Origin of the sequence: Streptomyces sp. NPDC048590, assembly GCF_043199535.1 — a bacterium.
Taxonomy (GTDB): Bacteria; Actinomycetota; Actinomycetes; order Streptomycetales; family Streptomycetaceae; genus Streptomyces.
The window spans coordinates 202076-221741 of the sequence record NZ_JBICWC010000008.1; the positions used below are offsets into that span (position 1 = coordinate 202076).

General features: G+C 70.9%; 14 protein-coding genes and 1 pseudogene. 9 read left to right on the forward strand and 6 right to left on the reverse strand.

Annotated elements, in window-relative coordinates:
* Window positions 1-16 precede the first annotated feature (16 nt).
* Window positions 17-310, forward strand: a complete 294-nt coding sequence (locus ACGFNN_RS23845) for a transporter (RefSeq protein ID WP_393558756.1) — start codon at window positions 17-19, stop codon at window positions 308-310.
* Window positions 311-399: 89 nt separating this feature from the next.
* Here the strand turns inward: ACGFNN_RS23845 and ACGFNN_RS23850 are convergent, their stop codons facing one another.
* Window positions 400-963, reverse strand: coding sequence for a BTAD domain-containing putative transcriptional regulator (locus ACGFNN_RS23850; RefSeq protein ID WP_393558758.1), 564 nt, complete (start codon window positions 961-963; stop codon window positions 400-402).
* An 880-nt stretch (window positions 964-1843) separates the two neighbouring features.
* Between ACGFNN_RS23850 and ACGFNN_RS23855 the strand changes: the two are divergent.
* Window positions 1844-4971, forward strand: a pseudogene (locus ACGFNN_RS23855) (Tn3 family transposase).
* 65 nt (window positions 4972-5036) lie between these two features.
* Here ACGFNN_RS23855 and ACGFNN_RS23860 read toward each other — a convergent pair.
* From ACGFNN_RS23860 to ACGFNN_RS23870, 3 genes are read right to left on the reverse strand one after another with little or no spacing between them, the layout of a single operon-like run.
* Complete coding sequence (locus ACGFNN_RS23860) at window positions 5037-5906, reverse strand: ABC transporter ATP-binding protein (RefSeq protein ID WP_393558759.1); 870 nt, start codon at window positions 5904-5906, stop codon at window positions 5037-5039.
* Window position 5907: 1 nt separating this feature from the next.
* Window positions 5908-6762: an ABC transporter ATP-binding protein gene (locus ACGFNN_RS23865; protein WP_393558761.1), complete on the reverse strand. Its 855-nt coding sequence runs from the start codon at window positions 6760-6762 to the stop codon at window positions 5908-5910.
* Window positions 6759-7826, reverse strand: coding sequence for an ABC transporter permease (locus ACGFNN_RS23870; RefSeq protein WP_393558763.1), 1068 nt, complete (start codon window positions 7824-7826; stop codon window positions 6759-6761). Before ACGFNN_RS23870 ends, ACGFNN_RS23865 begins: the two co-directional genes overlap by 4 nt.
* Before the next feature lie 142 nt (window positions 7827-7968).
* On the opposite strand from ACGFNN_RS23870, the gene ACGFNN_RS23875 reads away from it, so the two are divergent.
* Together ACGFNN_RS23875 and ACGFNN_RS23880 are read left to right on the forward strand one after the other, a co-directional pair.
* Window positions 7969-8607 carry a TetR family transcriptional regulator gene (locus ACGFNN_RS23875; protein ID WP_393558765.1) on the forward strand — a complete coding sequence of 213 codons (639 nt, stop codon included), beginning with the start codon at window positions 7969-7971 and terminating at the stop codon, window positions 8605-8607.
* 171 nt (window positions 8608-8778) lie between these two features.
* Window positions 8779-9687 carry a recombinase family protein gene (locus ACGFNN_RS23880; RefSeq protein WP_393559102.1) on the forward strand — a complete coding sequence of 303 codons (909 nt, stop codon included), beginning with the start codon at window positions 8779-8781 and terminating at the stop codon, window positions 9685-9687.
* Between the two features lie 141 nt (window positions 9688-9828).
* Here the strand turns inward: ACGFNN_RS23880 and ACGFNN_RS23885 are convergent, their stop codons facing one another.
* Complete coding sequence (locus tag ACGFNN_RS23885) at window positions 9829-10842, reverse strand: MBL fold metallo-hydrolase (RefSeq protein ID WP_393558767.1); 1014 nt, start codon at window positions 10840-10842, stop codon at window positions 9829-9831.
* Between the two features lie 96 nt (window positions 10843-10938).
* The gene (argJ, locus tag ACGFNN_RS23890; protein WP_393558769.1) at window positions 10939-12117 is read right to left on the reverse strand and encodes a bifunctional glutamate N-acetyltransferase/amino-acid acetyltransferase ArgJ; all 1179 of its coding nucleotides are present in this window, start codon (window positions 12115-12117) and stop codon (window positions 10939-10941) included.
* Between the two features lie 243 nt (window positions 12118-12360).
* Between argJ and ACGFNN_RS23895 the strand changes: the two genes are divergently transcribed.
* The 5 genes from ACGFNN_RS23895 (at window position 12361) to ACGFNN_RS23915 (ending at window position 19473) form a co-directional block, all read left to right on the forward strand.
* Complete coding sequence (locus ACGFNN_RS23895) at window positions 12361-14076, forward strand: thiamine pyrophosphate-binding protein (protein ID WP_362675135.1); 1716 nt, start codon at window positions 12361-12363, stop codon at window positions 14074-14076.
* On the forward strand, window positions 14076-15608 hold the full coding sequence (locus ACGFNN_RS23900; RefSeq protein WP_393559104.1) for an asparagine synthase-related protein: 1533 nt from the start codon (window positions 14076-14078) through the stop codon (window positions 15606-15608). Before ACGFNN_RS23895 ends, ACGFNN_RS23900 begins: the two co-directional genes overlap by 1 nt.
* Before the next feature lie 58 nt (window positions 15609-15666).
* Entirely contained in the window at window positions 15667-16617 is a 951-nt protein-coding gene (speB, locus tag ACGFNN_RS23905; protein ID WP_393558771.1) for an agmatinase, read from the forward strand.
* On the forward strand, window positions 16614-17588 hold the full coding sequence (gene cs1, locus ACGFNN_RS23910) for a clavaminate synthase Cs1 (protein WP_362554193.1): 975 nt from the start codon (window positions 16614-16616) through the stop codon (window positions 17586-17588). The genes speB and cs1 overlap by 4 nt, the downstream gene beginning before the upstream one ends.
* A gap of 238 nt (window positions 17589-17826) precedes the next feature.
* On the forward strand, window positions 17827-19473 hold the full coding sequence (locus ACGFNN_RS23915) for a penicillin-binding transpeptidase domain-containing protein (protein ID WP_393558773.1): 1647 nt from the start codon (window positions 17827-17829) through the stop codon (window positions 19471-19473).
* Window positions 19474-19666 lie beyond the last annotated feature (193 nt).

The following is a 19666-nucleotide window of genomic DNA, read 5'->3' on the forward strand; positions in this document are numbered from 1 at the left end:
GAGGAGGAGGTGAGCGGTGAGGCGGGTGACCCGACGGGGCGACATCGGCGCGGCGTTGCTGCTGCTCGTGGTGGACGCCGTCCTGGTGGGCGTACTGCTCCTCGGAGTGGTCGTCTCCGGTGGCCTGACCGGCAGTCCGGACCGGACCTCGGTGGACCACGAGGCCTCCCGTGCGGCGCTGGTCTGCCTCACCCTGCTCGTCGTGTCCGGCGGCATCGCCGTCGCCCTGCGGGCCTGGGTCACCGCGGCGGCCCAGGTGACAGTGCTGGGCGGTGCCGCGGTGGTCGCCTGGAGGGGCTTCGGCGCCTGACGCGTGTGTGCCGCGTACCCGGCGATCGCCGGGTACGCGGCACACACGTCGCCCAGGGGACCGGCACCGTCGACGGCACCGGTGGCGGGTCAGCGCCGGGCCATCCCCGGCACGGCCGAGAGCATGTCGGCGTCCTGACGGAGGATCGCCCGCTCCAAGGTGGTCAGCCTCGGCCCCGGGTAGATCCCGAGTTCGTCGGTGAGTGTGTTTCTCGCCCTGCGGAATACAGCGAGCGCATCGGCCTGCCTGCCGGAAAGGTACAGGGCCTGCATCAGGTGGCCGTACAGCTCTTCCCTGAGCGGGTGAAGAGCAATCAGATCGGTGAGTTCCCCAATGGCTTCCTCGTATTCACCCAGCGTTATTTCCAGGCAAATCCGTTGCTGCAGGGCGGCGACACGCTCTTCCTCCAGCCGGGCGGCCCTGGTCTGCAACGCGGTGCTCGAAATCCCGGCGAGGGCCGGCCCTCGCCACAGGGCGAGCGCATTCTTGAGCAGGTCGAGCGCCTCCTCCTTGAGCTCGGCGCGCACGAGCTTTTTCGCTGTCGCGATGTTGCGCCGGAAGATCTCGCTGTCGATCTCGCAGTGCGCCGGATCCAGTTGGTAACCGGAAGCCGTGGACAGGACGGTCTCCTGCGGAACGCCGACCGCGGCCATGGCACGGCGTATCATCCACACACTGGTCTGCAACTGGCCGGATGCCGTTCGAGGGGGGTCCTCACCCCAGAGCTGGCCGATGAGTTCGGGTGTACCGACCGGCCTCCCGGACACAAGTGCGAGAGCGGCCAGGACCCTGAGTTGCCGCTGCCCGGTGAGTGGGACCACGACGTTCCGGTACACCATGGAGACCGGACCTAATATGCGAATCTGCACGCCGACCACAGGGTTCTCCCGTTCTGCCGGTCCATGGCCGACTTCCCCGCCATGAACTGCTGGATTTTCGCATGCGATGTTCGTGAGTGCGCCGGCCCTTTGAACAATCGCGATGAAGCGGCTTCATTTGTTGCGCGCGCAGCGGGGGTCCGCCCTATCGATTCGGGACAGTAATCAGCCAACCTCACCTCGTCAACGGAGCCGATATGGGTGCGGCTGAAAACTGCGGTACCCGGCAGGGTGGGCGAGACCTGCGGAAACCCCCCGGGGGGAGACCCGCGGGGCGAGGCGTCCGGCGAACAGCGTTCACACATCGCACGGTGTGACGACCGCGAAGCGGTGATTTCCGATGGCCCGATTCCACCCTGGGCCGCAGAACGCCGGGCCCTAGCGGAGGATATGCGTCCGCTGTGCGTCCGGCGGAAGCGGGCGCAGACCGGACAGGATTACCCAGAGCATCGAACCGGCCATCGGCACTGTCCGTTCAGTGGTATAGACCAGTGATGGCAGAAACATGCGGCATGTCCGGCCTCGGGGAACATCGGTACAGCGGTTGGCGCTGAGATTGATCATGGTCGGCCAGCACACCGGCCGGTGGCTCCGCTGGGGTTCGTGGAAAGATCGCCGGGCGGGCGCTGGGGCTGGCTACGGTCCGCTCGAGCCGGTGGAGTTTCTGACTGATGAGCAGGCCGAGGCGTACGGGAAGCTCGCCGAGGAGCCGACCCGCCCAGAGCTGGAGCGGTTCTTCTTCCTGGACGATGTCGACCGCGATCTGATCGCCCGGCGACGCTCGACGTACCACCAGCTCGGCTTCGCGCTCCAGATGTGCACGGTGCGCTACATCGGCCGGTTTCTCCCGGACGACCCGCTGGACGCGCCGTGGCCGGTGGTCGAGCACCTGGCCGCGCAGCTCGGCATCGAGGACCCGTCGGTGGTGAAGCGGTACACCGAGCGGCCGAAGACGGCGTACGAGCACGCGTAGGAGATCCGGGACGCCTACGAGTACCACGAGTACGACGACGCGGAGTGGGCCCGGCGGTTCCGCACGTTCCTTCACGGGCGGGCATGGACGCACGCCGAGGGCCCGAAGGCGCTGTTCGACCACGCGGTGGGCTGGCTGCGCCGTCACCGGGTGCTGCTGCCTGGGGTGTCCGTGCTGGCCCGGCAGGTGGCGGAGGTGCGGAAGGTCGCGGAGAAGCGGCTGCACGCCATGGTCGCGGGCGCCGCCCGGCGCGCGGACCCGGCGCTGCCCGGGGATCTGGTGGCGACGCTGAAGACGCCGGAGGGCTCGCGGTTCTCGGAGCTGGAGCGGCTGCGCCGGCCGCCGACACGGACGACGGGCACGGCGTTCGCCCGAGCGCTGGAGCGGGTGGACGAGATCGGCGCGTACCGGCTCGGCAGGTTGAGGCTGTCGCAGATCCCGCCGAACCGGACGGCGGCGCTGGCCCGGTACGCGCTGGGTCGAAGGCGCCGCTGCTGGAACGGGCGGCGGAGCCGAAGCGCACGGCGATGCTCACCGCGGTGATGCGGCACCTGGAGGCGAAGGCGATCGACGAGGCCCTGGACCTGTTCCAGGTCCTCATGGCCACCCGGCTGCTGAACACCGCGAAGCGCAAGACGGAGAAGGAGCGGCTGTCGACGCTGCCGCAACTGGAGAAGGCGTCACGGGTGCTCGCGCGGGCGGCGAAGGTGCTGTTCGAGGAGCTGGAGCTGGTCGAGGAGCAGGAAACGGATCTGGACGTGGCCGCGCTCTGGGCAGCCGTGGAGGAGGTCGCCCCGCGCGCCGCCGTGATGACCGCGGCGACCACGGTGGTCTCGCTGGTGCCCGAGGACGAGAACTCGGCCGAGGTCGCCATGCGGGCCGCGCTCGCGAACCGGTACGCCGCGGTGCGCCCGTTCCTCGCGTTGCTGGGTGAGTCGAAGGCGCTGGACGCGGCGAGCGCAGGCAAGCGGGTCCTGGCCGGGGTGCGCGCCCTGCCGGCGCTGGCCCGGCGGAAGGTGGGGATCAAGCCGCTGCTGCCTCGCGAGGTGGACGACAAGCTAGTGCCGCCGGCGTGGCGCAAGGCGGTGTACGCCAACCCCGATCTGCCGCAGGGTGCGGTGGACCGGGACGCGTACGTGGTGTGCGTGCTGGAGCAGCTGCACCGGGCCCTGAACAACCGCGACGTCTTCGCCTCCCCCTCTCACCGCTGGTCCAACCCGCGCGCCCGCCTGCTGGACGGGCCTGACTGGGACGCGGTCGAGGAAGACGTCCTGGCGGCCCTGAGCCTGGACATGCCCGTCACCGAGCACCTGGCGGAGCTGGTGCGGGGCCTGGGCGCCGGATGGAAGCAGCTCGCCGAACGCCTGGAAGAAGCGGGGCCGGCGGCGAAGGTCTCCATCGAGATCGCCGGCGACGGGCGGGTGAAGCTGAACGTCGTCAAGCTCGGCGCGCTCGGCGCGCCGAAGTCCCTGACCTGGCTGCGGCAGCGGGTCGAGAAGATGCTCCCGAAGATCGACCTGCCGGACCTGCTGTTCGAGGTGAACGCCTGGACCGGGTTCCTCGACGCCTTCGTACACCTCGGCGACGGCACCACCCGGATGAAGGACCTGCCCACCTCGGTGGTCGCGCTGCTGGTGTCCGAGGCGTGCAACATCGGCCTGGCCCCGGTGGTCAACCCCGGCTACGAGGCCCTGACCAGGGCCCGGCTCGTGCACGTCGACCAGTACTACCTGCGCGCCGACACCATCGCCGCGGCGAACGCACGTCTGATCGCCGCCCAGGCCGGCATCCCGATCGTGCGCTACTGGGGCGACGGGCTGCTCGCCTCCGTGGACGGGCTGCGCTTCCAGGTGCCGGTGCGCACCATCAGCGCCGCCCCGTCGCCGAAGTGCTTCGGGTTCAAGCGGGGCATCACGTGGCTCAACGCCGTGAACGACCAGGTCGCGGGCATCGGGCAGATGGTCGTGCCCGGCACCCCGCGCGACTCCCTGCACATCCTGGACGCGCTGTTGAACCTGGACGGCGGGGTGAAGCCGGAGATGGTGGCGACCGACAACGCCTCGTACTCCGACATGGTGTTCGGCCTGTTCAAGATCCTCGGCTACAACTTCAGCCCCAGGTTCCGTGACCTGGCCGACCAGCGGTTCTGGCGGGCCACGATGCCCGGCGTCGAGACCGGCACGTACGGCGCGGTGGAGGACCTGGCCCGCAACCGGGTCAACCTGAACAAGGTGATCACGCACTGGCCGGACATGCTGAAGGTCGCCGGTTCCCTCGTCACCAACCAGGTCCGCGCCTACGACCTGCTGCGCATGTTCGGCCGCGACGGCCGACCGACCCCGCTCGGGGCGGCATTCGCCGAGTACGGGCGGATCGCCAAGACCGAGCACCTGCTACGCGTGGTCGACCCGATCGACGACACCTACCGCCGGCAGATGAACCGGCAGCTCACCGTGCAGGAGTCCCGCCACAAGCTCGCCCGCGACGTGTGCCACGGCAAGCGCGGCACCATCCACCAGGCGTACCGCGACGGCATGGAAGACCAGCTCGGCGCTCTCGGCCTGGTCCTCAACGCCATCGTGCTCTGGACCACGAAGTACCTCGACGCCGCCGTCGCCCAGCTCCGCGCCGAAGGCCACGAGATCCGCGACGAGGACATCGCCCGGCTGTCGCCGCTCAAGCACCGCAACCTGAACCTGCTCGGCCGCTACAGCTTCTCCGCTCACGTCCCGGCCGCTGGCGCCCTGCGCCCGCTGCGCGACCCGGACACGCCAGAGCTGGACGAGGACGATGACGGGGCGCGGGACTGAGGGCTGCGGCGGGTCCGGGCCGGGGACGGTTCTTCGGCCTTGCCCCGCTTGAGGCGGGGAGGGGCTCAGTGCGGTGTGGGCTGGCGGTCGATGACGGTCATCTTCTCTTCGAGGGTGGCAGGGACTTCGTGGACGTCGGCGGTGATGCCCGCTTGGACGAGGGCGGTGCGGACGGTGCCGGGTGGGGTGTCGGCTAGGCGGACGCGGGTGCCGTTGAGGGTGACGGGCAGGTTGGCGTTGTCGAGGGCGGCGAAGGCGTCGGCCCAGTGGAGGGTGTCGACCTCGCAGGCGATGGTGGTGCCGATGATCTCGGTTTCGGTGCCGGCGGCGACGGCGCGTCCGTGGGACATCAGGATGAGCCGGTCGCACTGCTGGGCTTCCTGCATGTAGTGGGTGGTGACCAGGACGCCGGTGCCGGCTTCGGCCTGCTGGTGGACGGCGTCCCACAGGCGGGCGCGGGAGAGGGGGTCGACGCCGGAGGTGGGTTCGTCCAGGACGAGGAGTTCGGGGTGGTGGCCGAGCGCGATGGTGAAGGCGAGCTGGCGTTGCAGGCCGAGGCCGATCTCGCCGACGAGGCGGTGCTCGACCGCCGCGAGGGCGGGTTCGAGGGGTGGGGGCGGGGCGCCGAAGGCGGCGGAGACGAAGGCGATGTTCTCCGCGACGGTGAGGGTCTGCCACAGGCCGAGCCCTTGGGGGACGTAGCCGAGGCGGCCGCGGGTGGTGCGGTCGGGTGTGCGGCCGAAGGCGGTGACGGTGCCGTCGGTGGGTACGGCCAGGCCGAGCAGGAGGCGGATGAGGGTGGTCTTGCCGGCGCCGTTGGCGCCGAGGAGGCCGACGATCTCGCCGGGGCCGACGTCCATGGTGACGGTGTCGACGGCGGTGAAGGACCCGTACCGCTTGGTGACGGCGGTGGAGCTGATGAGGGTGTCGGCCATGTCAGGACTCCTGCCGGGCGGCGAGGGTGAGGGCGATGACGGTGTCCTCCATGTCCGCCGGGACGGGGTGTTCGTCGGGGCGGGCGGGGCCGGGGTGCCAGGAGCGGGTGGCCCGACCGCGCCGCCAGGACAGTTCGGCCGGTCCGGTGGGGGCGGTGCCGGTGGTGAGGATGCCGGGGGCGCCGGCCAGGACGTCGGCGGGGGTGCCGGACGTCAGGGTGCGGCCCTGGTCCAGGACCAGGCAGGTGGAGGCGCGTTCGGCTTCGTCGAGGTAGGTGGTGGCCATGACGACGGCGGCGCCGTCGGCCGCCGCGCGGCTGATCAGCCGCCACAGGTCGACGCGGGAGACGGGGTCGACTCCGGTGCTGGGCTCGTCCAGGACGAGGAGGCGGGGGCGGTGGAGGATGGCGAGGCAGAAGGCGAGCTTCTGCCGCATGCCGCCCGACAGCGCACCGGCGAGCCGGTCGGTGGCCCGGTCCAGGCCGGCGGCCGTCAACAGCTCGCCGCGGCGCTGGTCGAGGTCGGTGCCCGTGAGGTGGTGGGCGGCGGCGACGAAGGCGATGTTCTCCGCCACGGTGAGGTCCTGCCAGACGCCGGAGGCGCCGGTGGGCATGAACCCGCACTCCGTCGGGGGCGGCGCCGTCACATGGCCGGCGGCAGGGCGGACCCGGTTCACCAGGGTGCGCAGCAGGGTCGTCTTGCCCGCTCCGTCGCCGCCGACAACGGCGGCCACGGATCCGGGGACGGCGGGCAGGGTCACCCGGTCCAGTGCGGTGGTGGCGCCGAAGGAGACGGTGACGCCGAACGCGCCCCAGTCCTGCCCGCCGGCGGTGGTGTGGTTGGCCAGAGTGCTCATCGGGTGCTCCCGGCAGCGGCGGCCGCGGGGGCGGCGGTCTTCTTCTTGGGAGCGGCGGGTGCCAGGTCGCGGCGGAAGCGCAGGACCGCGGCGGTGAACACCAGGACCGACATGCCGGCCAGGACGCCCAGCGGCAGGGCGAGGGAGCTGAGAGGGGCGTCGCGGAGCATGACCCCGTTGGAGATCATGTTGAAGTACGTCAGCGGGAAGAGGTAGCCGATCCAGCGGACGCCTGCGGCCATCGCGGCGAGCGGGAAGATCATGCCGGAGAGCAGGATCTGCGGCATCAGGGTCAGCAGGGCCATCTGCATGGCCTGGCCCTGGTTCTGCGACACCGAGGAGATCAGCACCCCGATCCCGAGCACGGTGAAGAGGAACAGCACCGCTCCCAGCGCCAGCACCAGGACGTTGCCGGAGAAGGGCACCCCGAACAGCAGGCAGCCCAGCACCGTCACCAGCACCATGTCCACCGCGGCGAGGACGAAGTACGGGGCGATCTTCCCGACGATCACGTCTGACGCCTTGAACGGCATCACCGCCAGCTGCTCCAGCGTCCCCGCCTGCCGCTCACGCACCAGCCCGATCGCGGTGACGATCGTCCCGATGAACGCCATGATCATCCCGATCAGGGCGGGCACCATCACCCACGACGTCTTCAGCTCCGGGTTGAAAAGGATGTCCGGCTTCAGCACACCGCCGGAGGCCAGGGACGCGGACGCGGCGGCCTGGGCGGCGAACTGGTTCGACCCGTCGATCAGCACCGTCGAGGCCCCGCCCGACTCACCGGTCACCACCACCGCCCCGGCGTCCTGGGTGCGCAGGTCGTCGACCGCCTGCTCCCGCGTCCCCGAGGGGTCGACCTCCTCGACGTCGAAGGGGGCCTTCAACTGCGCGGCGACCGCCTGCGCCTGCGGCCCGTAGACCCGGGTCGACACGTCATCGACCCGGAAGTTCGCCGCATACCCGAAGACCACCAGCAGCAGCAGCGGCAGCACGACGATCATCGCCATCGTCCGCTTGTCCCGCCGCAGCTCCAGGAACTCCTTCAGGATCATCGCCCACATGGGCCCACCCGCCTTGTCCGCGACATCCGCATCCGCGATCGTCGCTCTCAGGCCCCACGGCCGGTCGCCGACAGGGTCTGGCCAGCGTAGGAACGGCCGACCCCGCAATGCAACGCGTGTTTAATTTCGCTACGCTCGCCGGGTGAACGAACGCGCCCCCGCCGCCCCGGCCCCGCGGCGCCCCGGCCGACCCGCCGGAAGCCGCACCGGGCAGAGCCCGGCCCGCGACCGCATCCTCGACGCAGCCCGCCGGCAGTTCGCCCAGGGCACCTACGCCACCACCACGGTGCGCGCCATCGCCGCCGAAGCAGGCGTCAACGCCGCCCTGGTCAACCACCACTTCGGCAGCAAGCGCAACCTCTTTGCCGCCACCCTGCGCCTCCCGCTGCACATGCGCGAGCAGATCGCCGCCCTGGTCCGCGCCGACGCCGCCGACATGGGCCAGCACCTGGTCCGCCTGTTCCTGGGCCTGTGGGAGGCACCCGTCTCGGGCACCCCGCTCGCCGCGATGATCCGCTCCGTGTTCAGCGACAGCGACGCCTCCGACGCCCTCGGCGACTTCTTCACCGCCGAAATGATCGGGCCCGTCGTCGCCGCCTGCGGCCACGACCAGCCCTTCCTGCGGATCTCCCTCGTCGCCAGCCACCTCCTCGGACTGGCCAGCGCCCGCCACATCCTCGGAGTCGCCCCCCTCGTCCGAGCCGACACCGAACACCTCGTCGCCTGCATCGGCCCCGTCGTCCAGCACTACCTCACCGGCCCCCTTCCCACCCCGGCCTGACGTCGTCAAACGATCGTTTGACGACAGGCGGACGGGACGTCCAACGAACCCGTGCAACCCGGGGGTTCGAGGCGGCCCGAATCCAATCAGATCCGACGGTGATTGCTGACAGGGTTTGACGACAGATAGGGTCCGATCCTCCGTACGGAAGGGGGCCCTTCGGCGGCGAACCTGGTCTACAAGCGGGTCTCGACCGACCAGCAGTCCACCGCCCGGCAGGACCTCGTCCTGGCCGAGGCCGGGATCGAGGACCCGGTCGCCTTCGAGGAAGAAGCCGGCACCTCCAGCCGCCTCCACCCGCTCCAGCGCCCGAAGTTCGGCGAGCTGCTCACCTACGCGCGGCCGGGCGACACCGTGCACATCTCCGAGATGCTCCGCCTCGTGCGTGGCAACCAGCACATCCTCGACGTGCTCGACGTCCTGCACCGCGACCGTCTCGCCCTGCGCATCCACGACGGCGCCTTCTCCGCCATGGACCTCACCGCCCGCCACCCGCGCACCGGCGAGCTGCTGTCCACCGTGAAGTTCATGGTGCAGACCCTCGCCGCCGCCGGCGAACTCCAGCGCGACCTCCAGCGCGAGCTGACCTACGACGGACTGCGCGCCGCCGAGGCCAAGGGCAACAAGGGCGGGCGCCGCCCCGCCGTCGCGGTCGCGACGGCCGCCGGCGTGCGCACCGCGTACCTGGAAGGCCGCTCCATCGCCGCCCTCGCCCGCGACCACCGGGTCAGCCGCGGCGCCATCCGCACCGCCGTCGCCGACCTCCTGCCCGAGCACACCGCCACCGAGGAGGACGCGCCCGCCCCGGAGCCGCCGGTCACGCTCGACATGCCGGGCAAGGTCGCCGACTACCTCCGCACCACCGAACTGGAGCCCGCCGAGCGGGCCGCGCTCGACCAAGGGGTGGCCTTACAGCGCGGCCAGGGCTACACCCTGCGCGTCAGCGCCGTCCCCACCGTGCACCGCCAGCACCTCGCCCGCTGCCAGCCGCTCGACGGCTGCCAGGGCGTCCCCGCGGTCCCGGCCCAGCGCAAGGCCCGCCGCGAGTACGAGAACCAGGTCAGTGCGCTCACACCCTGACCATGATCAATCTCAGCGCCAACCGCTGTACCTACGTTCCCCGAGGCCGATGTCGTCGCGCACCACCCCCTGTGCGCCGTGCAACCGCTGTCGGCCATCCGGCTTCGCCAGGAAGCGAGTTACGGCTCCGGTCGAGTCAGCTCAGGCCTCCGACATGACGTCGACCATCTCCAGGTGGCGCGGGGCCAGCACACGGGTGCCACCGTCCGGCCGCGCACGGGCGGCAGCACGTTCCAGCGCCTCCGCGGCGTCCGGCGCCACGGACCGGGCGAGACCGGCATCCCCCAGAGGGGTCACCATGTCGTCGTGATGACAGGGCAGCAGCACGGACGGCGAACCGAGCGCGGTGAGGAGCCGGTCGGGGTATCCGTGGACGGCGGCGTGACCGCTCATGCCGACCACCGCGATGTCGGGCCGGGCGCCCGCCAGTTCCCGCTCCGCCACGTTGCTGGTGCCGGTCAGCAGGACGGACGGTCCCCCTTCGACCGTGACCTGGTAGGACAGCGTCTGACCCTCGACCAGGTCGCCGAGAGTCCGGGGCTTCGACGGCACCGCGGTCCGGGTCCCCGCGGCGAACGACGAGTAGTCCTGCTGCCTGCTGTGCAGGCTGCGGAAAACCTCCACGCTGTACCCGTCGAACTGCAGATGGTCACCACCGTTCACCGCCACCACGTCCGCCATCCGGTGCGCGGGGGTCCCCATCGCGGCCAGCAGGTGACGGGACGTCGCGTCGCAGAGCGTCCGCACCCGCCGGCCGGCCCAGGCCGGACGCGCGAGCAGGTGCGGCACGTCCGCGAGGTGGTCGAAATGCCCGTGACTGACGAGGATCAGCTCCGGCGGACCCGTCAGCGACTTCTCGGCGACGAGCTCGACCGCCTCCGGGTCGAGGGCGATGGGCAGTGCCGGATCGAGGGCCCCGTCCTCGCCGGCGTAGGGCATACGGCTCAGATAGGGGTCGAAGAGCACGCTCCGGCCGCCGAAGCTCAACTCCCAGCCGGCCACACCCAGCCAGCGCAGACCGAGCGAAGCCCCCTTCGAGCGCTCGTACTGCCGCCGGGCGTGGGCGGCGGGCAGCGGAGCGGCGCCGCCGACCAGCAGCCCCGCCGCTCCGGCGCCCAAAGCGCCCTGGAGTACCGACCTTCGCGACTGACCCATGCGCCACCTCGTTCACCTTGTGCTGATCACCCGTCACCCTACGGAGCGGCCGGCACGAGGTGGCACATTTGAGTCAGCGAGGCAGGTCGTGGCGGATCAGGTGGTGTACTCGGAGTTCAGGCGCACGTAACCCTCCGTCAGGTCACAGCCGTAGACGGTGAACTCGCCGTCGGCGATGCCGAGTCCGATGCCGATCACCACCTCGCCGCCGCGCATGTGCTCGGCGACGACCGTTCGCAGTTCGGCGTCGCCCGGTCCGTCGGCGCTCTGCGGATAGACGAGGGTGCCGCCGAACCGGACACTGACGTTCTCCGGCAGGATGTCGGTGTCGTCGGTGCACTTGCCGATCGCCATGTTGACCCGGCCCCAGTTCGGGTCACTTCCGTGCACGGCCGTCTTGACCAGCGGCGAGTTGACCACGGTCTTGCCGACGCGCTTGGCCTGCGCGTCGTCCCGGGCGCCGGTGACCCGCACCTCGATGAGCTTGCTCGCGCCCTCGCCGTCCGACGCGATGTTCTTGACCAGGGCGAGCGCCACTTCGTGCAGCGCCTCCTCGAACTCGGCCGGATCGACCGGCCCCGCCAGCCCGTTGGCGAACAGGACCGCCGTGTCACTGGTCGAGGTGTCGGTGTCGATGGACACCGCGTTGAACGTCCGGTCCATGACGCTGCGGAAGATCCGGTCCTGCACCTCCTGCGGCAGCTGGGCGTCGGTGGCGAAGAAGGTGAGCAGGGTGGCCATGTCGGGCTCCAGCATCCCGACGCCCTTGGCGATCCCGACGAGAGTCGCCTCGCCGCACCGCACCCGGACTTCCTTGGGCCGGGTGTCGGTCGTCATGATCGCCCGCGCCGCACGGTCGAACCCGCCCTCGGGGAAGGGCCAGGAGAGTGTCTTGATGTGCGCGCGGATCTGCTCCATCGGGTACTGGAGGCCGATCACACCGGTGGAGGCGATCAGCATCTCGTCCTGGGGGATGCCGGTGGCGGCGGCCACCGCGTCACGCACCTCGCGGGCGTTGCTCGCCCCCTCCGGGCCGGTGGCGACGTTGGCGTTCCGGGCGACGACCACCACCCCGCGCGCCTGCCCGTCGGCGACCGCCGCGCGGCTGAGCACCACGCTCGGTCCGGAGAAGCGGGATTTGGTGAAGACCGCGCTGACCTGCGTGGGCGCGGTGGACGCCAGCACGGTGAAGTCGTCCCGCCCGTCGTCGATGAGTCCCACCGGTGCGGTGTGGACCACAAAACCGGCGGGCTCCCGGGTGGTCGTACGGGTCATGATCGCCTTCTCTCTTCGCGATGTCATTATGCATCGGTCCGTATTCTTATACATCTACCACAGGTGGTGCGGTCGTCGGACCGAACGGATCCGGCCGCCCTCGGAACGCGCGGCCGAAGAGGTCCCGTGCGCCTCGAAGCGCACTACAGAGGGGTCGGATAGGCACTGGAGAGGCGGTGGAGAGAGTCCACCGGCACGGTGACGACATTCCGCTTCCCGTCGACATCCTGGAGACGACGCCGCATGTCCCGTGTATCGACCAAGCCCAGCAACAACCCGACGGCCGCACACGCACTGCTCAAGCGTCTCCACGAGCACGGTGTGGAGACGGTGTTCGGTGTCGTCGGCCGCGAGGCCGCCTCCATCCTCTTCGACGAGGCGCCGGGGATCGACTTCGTCCTCACCCGGCACGAGTTCACCGCGGGCGTCGCAGCCGATGTCCTGGCCCGGATCACCGGCCGGCCGCAGGCCTGCTGGGCGACCCTCGGTCCCGGCATGACCAACCTCGCCACCGGTGTGGCGACCTCGATCCTGGACCGTTCGCCGGTCATCGCGCTGGCCGCCCAGTCCGAGTCGCACGACATCTTCCCCAACGACACCCACCAGTGCCTGGACTCGGTCTCCGTCATGCGCCCCATGACGAAGTACGCCGTCGAGCTCCAGCGCCCCGACGAGATCACCGACCTCGTGGACTCCGCCGTCGCGGCCGCGATGACGGAGCCCGTCGGCCCCAGCTTCATCTCCGTCCCCGTCGACCTGCTCGGGGCGGACATCGACGCCTCGGTCACGCACCCGGCGGCACGGACCCCGTCCAAGCCGGTCGGCGCGGTCCAGGCGGGCTGGGAGACCCCGGCCGACGAAGCCGCGGCCCTGGTCGCCGGTGCCGAGCACCCGGTGTTCGTCGTCGGCGCGGCGGCGATCCGCTCCGGTGCGGTGCCCGCGATCCGCGCGCTGGCCGAACGCCTGGACATCCCGGTCATCACCACGTACATCGCCAAGGGCGTCCTGCCGCACGGCCACCGTCTGAACTACGGCGCGGTGACGGGGTACATGGACGGCATCCTCTCGTTCCCCGCCCTGGAGACCCTCTTCGGTCCGGCGGACGTGATCGTGACCCTCGGATACGACTACGCAGAGGACCTGCGGCCCTCGATGTGGGACCGGGGCGGCGAGAAGAAGACCGTCCGCGTCTCCCCCACCGTCAACCCCATCCCCCGTGTCTACCGTCCGGACGTGGACGTGGTCACCGACGTCCTCGCCTTCGTCGAGCACCTGGACGCCGCCACGGCCGACACCGCCGCGAAGACCCCGCACGACATCACCCCGCTGCGCGAGCGGATCGCGGAGTTCCTGGCGGACCCCACCGAGTACGAGGACGGCATGCGCGTCCACCAGGTGATGGACTCGATGAACACGGTCATGGCGGAGACCGCCGAGGCCGGCGAGGGCACGATCGTCTCCGACATCGGCTTCTTCCGTCACTACGGTGTCCTCTTCGCGCGTGCCGACCAGCCCTTCGGGTTCCTCACCTCGGCCGGCTGCTCCAGCTTCGGCTACGGGATCCCCGCCGCGATCGGTGCCCAGATGGCCCGTCCGGGCCAGCCCACCTTCCTCATCGCGGGCGACGGCGGCTTCCACTCCAACAGCGCCGACCTCGAGACCATCGCACGGCTCAACCTGCCGATCGTGACGGTCGTCGTCAACAACGACACCAACGGTCTGATCGAGCTGTACCAGAACCTCGGTCACCAGCGCTCGCACGACCCGGCCGTCAAGTTCACCGGGGTGGACTTCACCGAACTCGCCCGGGCCAACGGCGTCGAGGCGGTGCGCGCCGAGACCCGCGAGGACCTGCTCGCCGCGCTGCGCAAGGGTGCCGGTCTCGGCCGGCCGTTCCTGATCGAGGTCCCGGTGAACTACGACTTCACCTCCGGCGGCTTCGGTGCGCTGAGCATCTGATCATGGCTCACACCATTCCCGCGGCCACGGGATTCCTGGTCTCCGCCCAGCAGGGCGGGGACCGGGGGCCCGTGCCCGTGTTCGCGACCCGGGGCGCCCACGAAACCGTGGCCGAGTCCCTGCGCGCCCAGACCCTGAACGCCGTGCTCGTGCACTCGGGTTCGCCCGAGGACGCCGTGGCCCGTTCGGGCGACACGGCGCTCGTCCTGGCCGGCGAGCTCTACAACAGGGAGGAACTGCTCACGCTCCTCCCCGCCGACGCGGACGCCGGTACGGACGCCCGGCTGCTCCTCGCTCTGCTCGGCGTGTACGACCTGCACGCGTTCCGGTTGCTCAACGGCCGGTTCGCCGCGGCCGTGGCCCTCGGGGAGCGGGTGCTCCTGGCCACCGACCACGCGGGCTCCGTGCCCCTCTACACGCTTCCCGCGCCAGGCCGTGTGATCGCAGCCACCGAGATCAAGGCCCTCGTCCCGTCAACGGTCCGGACACCGCCGTCCGGACGGCCCGTCGCCGAGGCGCGCAGGGTTCGCCGTGTGCCGGGGGTCCATCAGGTGCCCGCCGGGACGGTGCTCGAGATCGACGTCCGCACCGGAACCGCGACCCCTTCCCGGACCTGGGTGCCGCCGGTCTCCCGGAGGATCCTGCCCGAGGCCGACGCGGCCGACGCGGTGCGCGGGACGCTCGAACGCGCGGTCCGCGCCCGGGCGGGTACCAGGACACCATTGGTGGTGCTCTCGGGCGGAATCGATTCTTCAGGAGTCGCCGCCCTGGCCGCCGCGCACACGGACGGCCCTCTGGACACCCTGTCCATGGGGACGGACACCTCGGACGAGTTCGACGAGGCCCGGGTGGTGGCCACCCACCTCGGTTCCGCCCACCGGGAGATCACGGTTCCCACGGCCGATCTGCTCGGCCAGCTCCCGTACGCGATCTGGGCCTCTGAATCCGTGGACCCCGACATCATCGAGTACCTGCTGCCGCTCACCGCCCTGTACCGGGCGCTGGACGGGCCCGCCCGCCGCATCCTCACCGGCTACGGCGCCGACATCCCGCTCGCCGGCATGCACCGCGAGGACCGCCTGCCCCAGCTGGACACGGCCGTGGCGTACGACATGGCCACGTTCGACGGGCTCAACGAGATGACCCCGGTGCTCTCCGGTATCCAGGGGCACTGGTCGACCCATCCGTACTGGGACCGCGAGGTACTGGACCTCCTGGTGCCGCTGGAGGCCGGTCTCAAACGCCGGCACGGCCGCGACAAGTGGGTCCTGCGGGAGGCGATGAGCGCGCTGCTGCCGCACGAGACGGTCACCCGGCCGAAGCTCGGTGTGCACGAGGGTTCGGGGACGACGTCGTCCTTCAGCCTTCTGCTGATCGACGCCGGAGTACCGGAGGCCGATGTCCACCGGGCGAAGTCCCTGGTGGTGATGGAGATCTTCGACCGGGTGGCCGTCGAGGGCGTGCCCCCCGCCGAGGTGAGCACCACCGACACGGTGCACCGGGTGGCCGCGCGGCTGAAGGAGTCCCAGTGACTCTCCCCGGCCCCCGCCCCCGGCCGTCAGCGGCCCCGTCGAAAGGAGGCACGACCTCGTGGAACGTGTAGACACCACGGTCTCGCCCCGGTACGCGCAGATCCCCACCTTCATGCGTCTGCCGCACGACCCGGAGCCCAGCGGCCGTGACGTCGTGGTCATCGGTGCTCCCTACGACGGTGGCACCAGCTACCGCCCCGGGGCACGGTTCGGACCCCGCGCCATCCGCAACGAGTCCGGTCTGATCCACGGAGTTGGCATCGACCGGGGGCCGGGCACCTTCGAGCTCATCGACTGCGTGGACGCCGGGGACATCGACCTCACGCCGTTCAACATGCACATCGCGATGGAGACGGCGCACCGGCATCTGCGGGGCCTCCTCCAGGCCAACGCGGCCTTCCTGATGCTGGGCGGCGACCACTCCCTCACCCTGGCGGCCCTGCGCGCCGTGGCCGAACAGCACGGCCCCGTCGCCGTGGTGCATCTGGACGCGCACTCGGACACCAACCCCGCTTTCTACGGGGGCGAGTTCCACCACGGCACGCCCTTCCGGCACGGCATCGACGAAGGGCTGATCGACCCCCTGCGCATGGTGCAGATCGGGATCCGGGGTCACAATCCCCGTCCCGACTCCCTGGACTACGCACGTGACAAGGGGGTGCGGGTCGTCACCACCGACGAGTTCGTCGAGACCGGTGTGGCCGGTACGCACGCGCTCGTCCAGGAACTCATCGGCGACCGTCCCGTCTACGTGTCGGTCGACGTCGACGTCTGCGACCCGGCGTTCGCCCCGGGCACCGGCACGCCCGCACCCGGCGGTCTCTCCTCGCGTGAGGTCCTGGCCCTGCTGCGCTGCGTGGGCGAGCTGCGTCCGGTCGGGTTCGACGTCATGGAGGTCTCGCCCCTCTACGACCACGCCGGGATCACCTCCGTCCTGGCGACCGAGATCGGCGCCGAACTGCTCTACCAGTACGCACGTGCTCACATCAAGGGAAGGAACGAAGCGTGACCGTCATCGACTGCTCCGGACTGCGCGACGAGCTCCTGGAGCTCGCCTCACGCCTGCCCGCGGTACCCCGCGCGGACCTCCCGGCGTTCCTGGAGGCCGCGAAGGCCGCGTCCGGTGACCTTCCTGCCTCGATCGCCGAGGCGCTGGACGCGTTCAACGCCTCCGGCAACGAGGACGGTTACCTGCTGCTCCGAGGCCTGCCCGTGGAGCCCGAGGACCAGTTGCCCCGCACACCCGAATCCACGCCCGCTCCGGTCGGCCGCCCGCTCCTCACCATGGAGGCGATGCTCGGCGTCGTCGGGCGCCGGCTCGGACTGCACACGGGATACCAGGAGCTGCGCAGCGGCACCGTCTACCACGACGTCTACCCGTCGCCGGGTGCCCACCACCTGTCCTCGGAGACCTCCGAGACGCTGCTCGAGTTCCACACCGAGATGGCCTACCACAGTCTCCAGCCCAACTACGTGATGCTCGCCTGCTCCCGGGCCGACCACGAACGCAGGGCGGCGACACTGGTGGGGTCGGTCCGCAAGGCGCTGCCGCTGGTGCCGGACGGTTTCCGCAGCCACCTCTTCGACCACAAGGTCCCCTGCTGTGTCGACGTGGCGTTCCGCGGCGGCGTCGAGGACCCGGGCGCGATCGCCCAGGTGAAGCCGCTCTACGGCGACCCGTCCGACCCGCTGCTCGGGTACGACCGGGAACTGCTGGCTCCCGAGGACCCGCGGGACGTCGAGGCCGTGGAGTCGCTCTCCAAGGCGCTCGACGAGGTCACCGAGGCCGTTCACCTGGTCCCCGGCGATGTCCTGATCATCGACAACTTCCGTACCACCCACGCCCGTACCCCCTTCACCCCGCGCTGGGACGGCGCGGACCGCTGGCTGCACCGCGTCTACATACGCACCGACTCCTACGGCCAGCTCTCCGGTGGGGAACGCGCGGGGGACGTGGTCTCCTTCACCCCTCGTTCCTGACCGCCTCTCCCACGGCCGGCGGGCCGGTGGCAGCCCTGGTGGGGCGCCGCCGGCCCGCCGGCCGCGTCGCGCTCCCGCACTTCTCTCGGCTCACTCTTCCGCCGCTCTCCGCGGCACCCCGGTGGGCGGAGCAGCGGTTAGCGTGTCGGGAAGGTGGCCGGAGGCGGTCCGGTCACGGGAGAGGTATCCGCAGCGGACGAGGAGACAGCGCCAAGTGTCGGACCCCACCTTGCAGCAGATGGCACGTCATGACCGCGCGGGACGACGCGGGTCACGCAGAGGGCCGGTACTGGGCGTGGCCGTGGCCGTCCTCCTGGCCGCGGGCGCGGGCTGGTGGGGCTACGAGGCCTGGTCCGGGGACGGAACGGAACAGGATCCCGAGGTGGTCGCCGCGACCGAGAGGCTCCAGTCCTTCCTCGACGCGTGGGCGGCGGGGAAGGCGGCCGAGGCCGCGGCGCTCTCCGACTCGCCGGAGAACGCCGAATCGCTGCTGACCTCGGTGATGACGAATCTGAAGCCCACCAGGACCGAGATCTCGGCCGGTGACGGCGAGAAGAACGAGGCCGGAGAGGTGACCGTCCCGTACACCGCGCGGTTCACCGTCCCCTCGGTAGGCCTCTTCCGTTACGAGTCCGAGGCGACCCTGGTGAGGAAGGCTCAGCAGTGGACCGTGGAGTTCGGCTCGCCGATGATCCACCCCGAGCTGAAGCCCGGGCAGACCCTCGCCCTGAAGACGGTGGCCGAGCGGGCGGGGGTGCTCGACAAGAACGGCGACGAGCTCCAGGCCGCTTCCCTGCGTGGTTCCGTCGGCGAGCAGGGCAAGGGCACCTTCGGTCTCGAGGCCCGCTACGACAAGCAGTTACGGGGCGGGGGCGGCTCCGCCACCAGTGAGGTGGTGATCGCCGACCGTCAGTCCGGCCAGGCGGTGGCCTCCCTCACCAAGAGTTCCGCGAAGCCCGGGAAACCCGTCCGGACCACCATCGACCCCGAGGTGCAGAACGCCGCGGCGGCCGCCCTGGAGGACGTGAAGGTGAACGCGGCGCTGATCGCGCTGGAGCCGTCGACCGGCAACCTCCTCGCCGTCTCCAGCCGGCCGGCCGGAGGGCTGAACCGGGCCCTGGCCGGGCAGTACCCGCCCGGGTCGACGTTCAAGGTGGTGACGGCGGCGGCGATGCTGAAGGCCGGTATGAAGCCGTCCGATGTCGTGCGGTGCCCCAAGTTCGCCCATGTCGACGGGCAGCGCTTCGAGAACCAGAACCAGTTCACCCTGCCGGCGGGGTCGACCTTCAAGGACTCGTTCGCGAAGTCCTGCAACACCATGTTCGTGGAGAACCGCGCCAAGGTCGGCGGCTCCGCCCTGCACCAGGCCGCGGAGGCCTTCGGGATCGGAGGGGTCTGGGACGTGGGCGACTCGACGTACGACGGGTCGGTCCCGGTGACGACGTCGGACAACGATCTCGCCGCGTCCACCATCGGGCAGGCCCGTGTGCAGGCGTCGCCCCTGGTGATGGCCTCGATCGCGGCGACGGTGAAGGAGGGGACGTTCAAGCAGCCCGTACTGGTGCCCGACGCGGTCAAGAAGAAGCACCAGGCGACCGCGCGGCTCGACGCCTCGGTGGCCGCGGATCTGCGCGACATGATGCGGGCGACGGTGACGTACGGGGCGGGCAGCGCCCTGACCGGGATTCCCGGCGAGCCGCACGCCAAGACCGGAACGGCGGAGTTCGGCGACGAGAAGCCGCCGCGCACCCACGCGTGGATGATCGGCTATCAGGGCGGAAGCGACCTCGCCTGGTGCGTGATGCTGGAGGACGGCGGTTCCGGGGGCGCCGACGCGGGTCCGGTGGCCGCCAGGTTCCTGAAGGCGCTGACGGACCAGGGCTGATCCACGGGACACAGGACGCGGGCGGCCGGATCCGAGAAGACGCCCGGCACCCGCCCCGCGGAGGTGTCGTACCCGGCGGCCCGCCCGCCGGCCGTCCTCCACCCTCGGCTGCCTGACAACGGGTGATGTCCCGGATCCCCGCATCGCGGCCCGAGCGCGGCGTCGTACGCGCCGGCGCCCCCTCCCCGGAAGG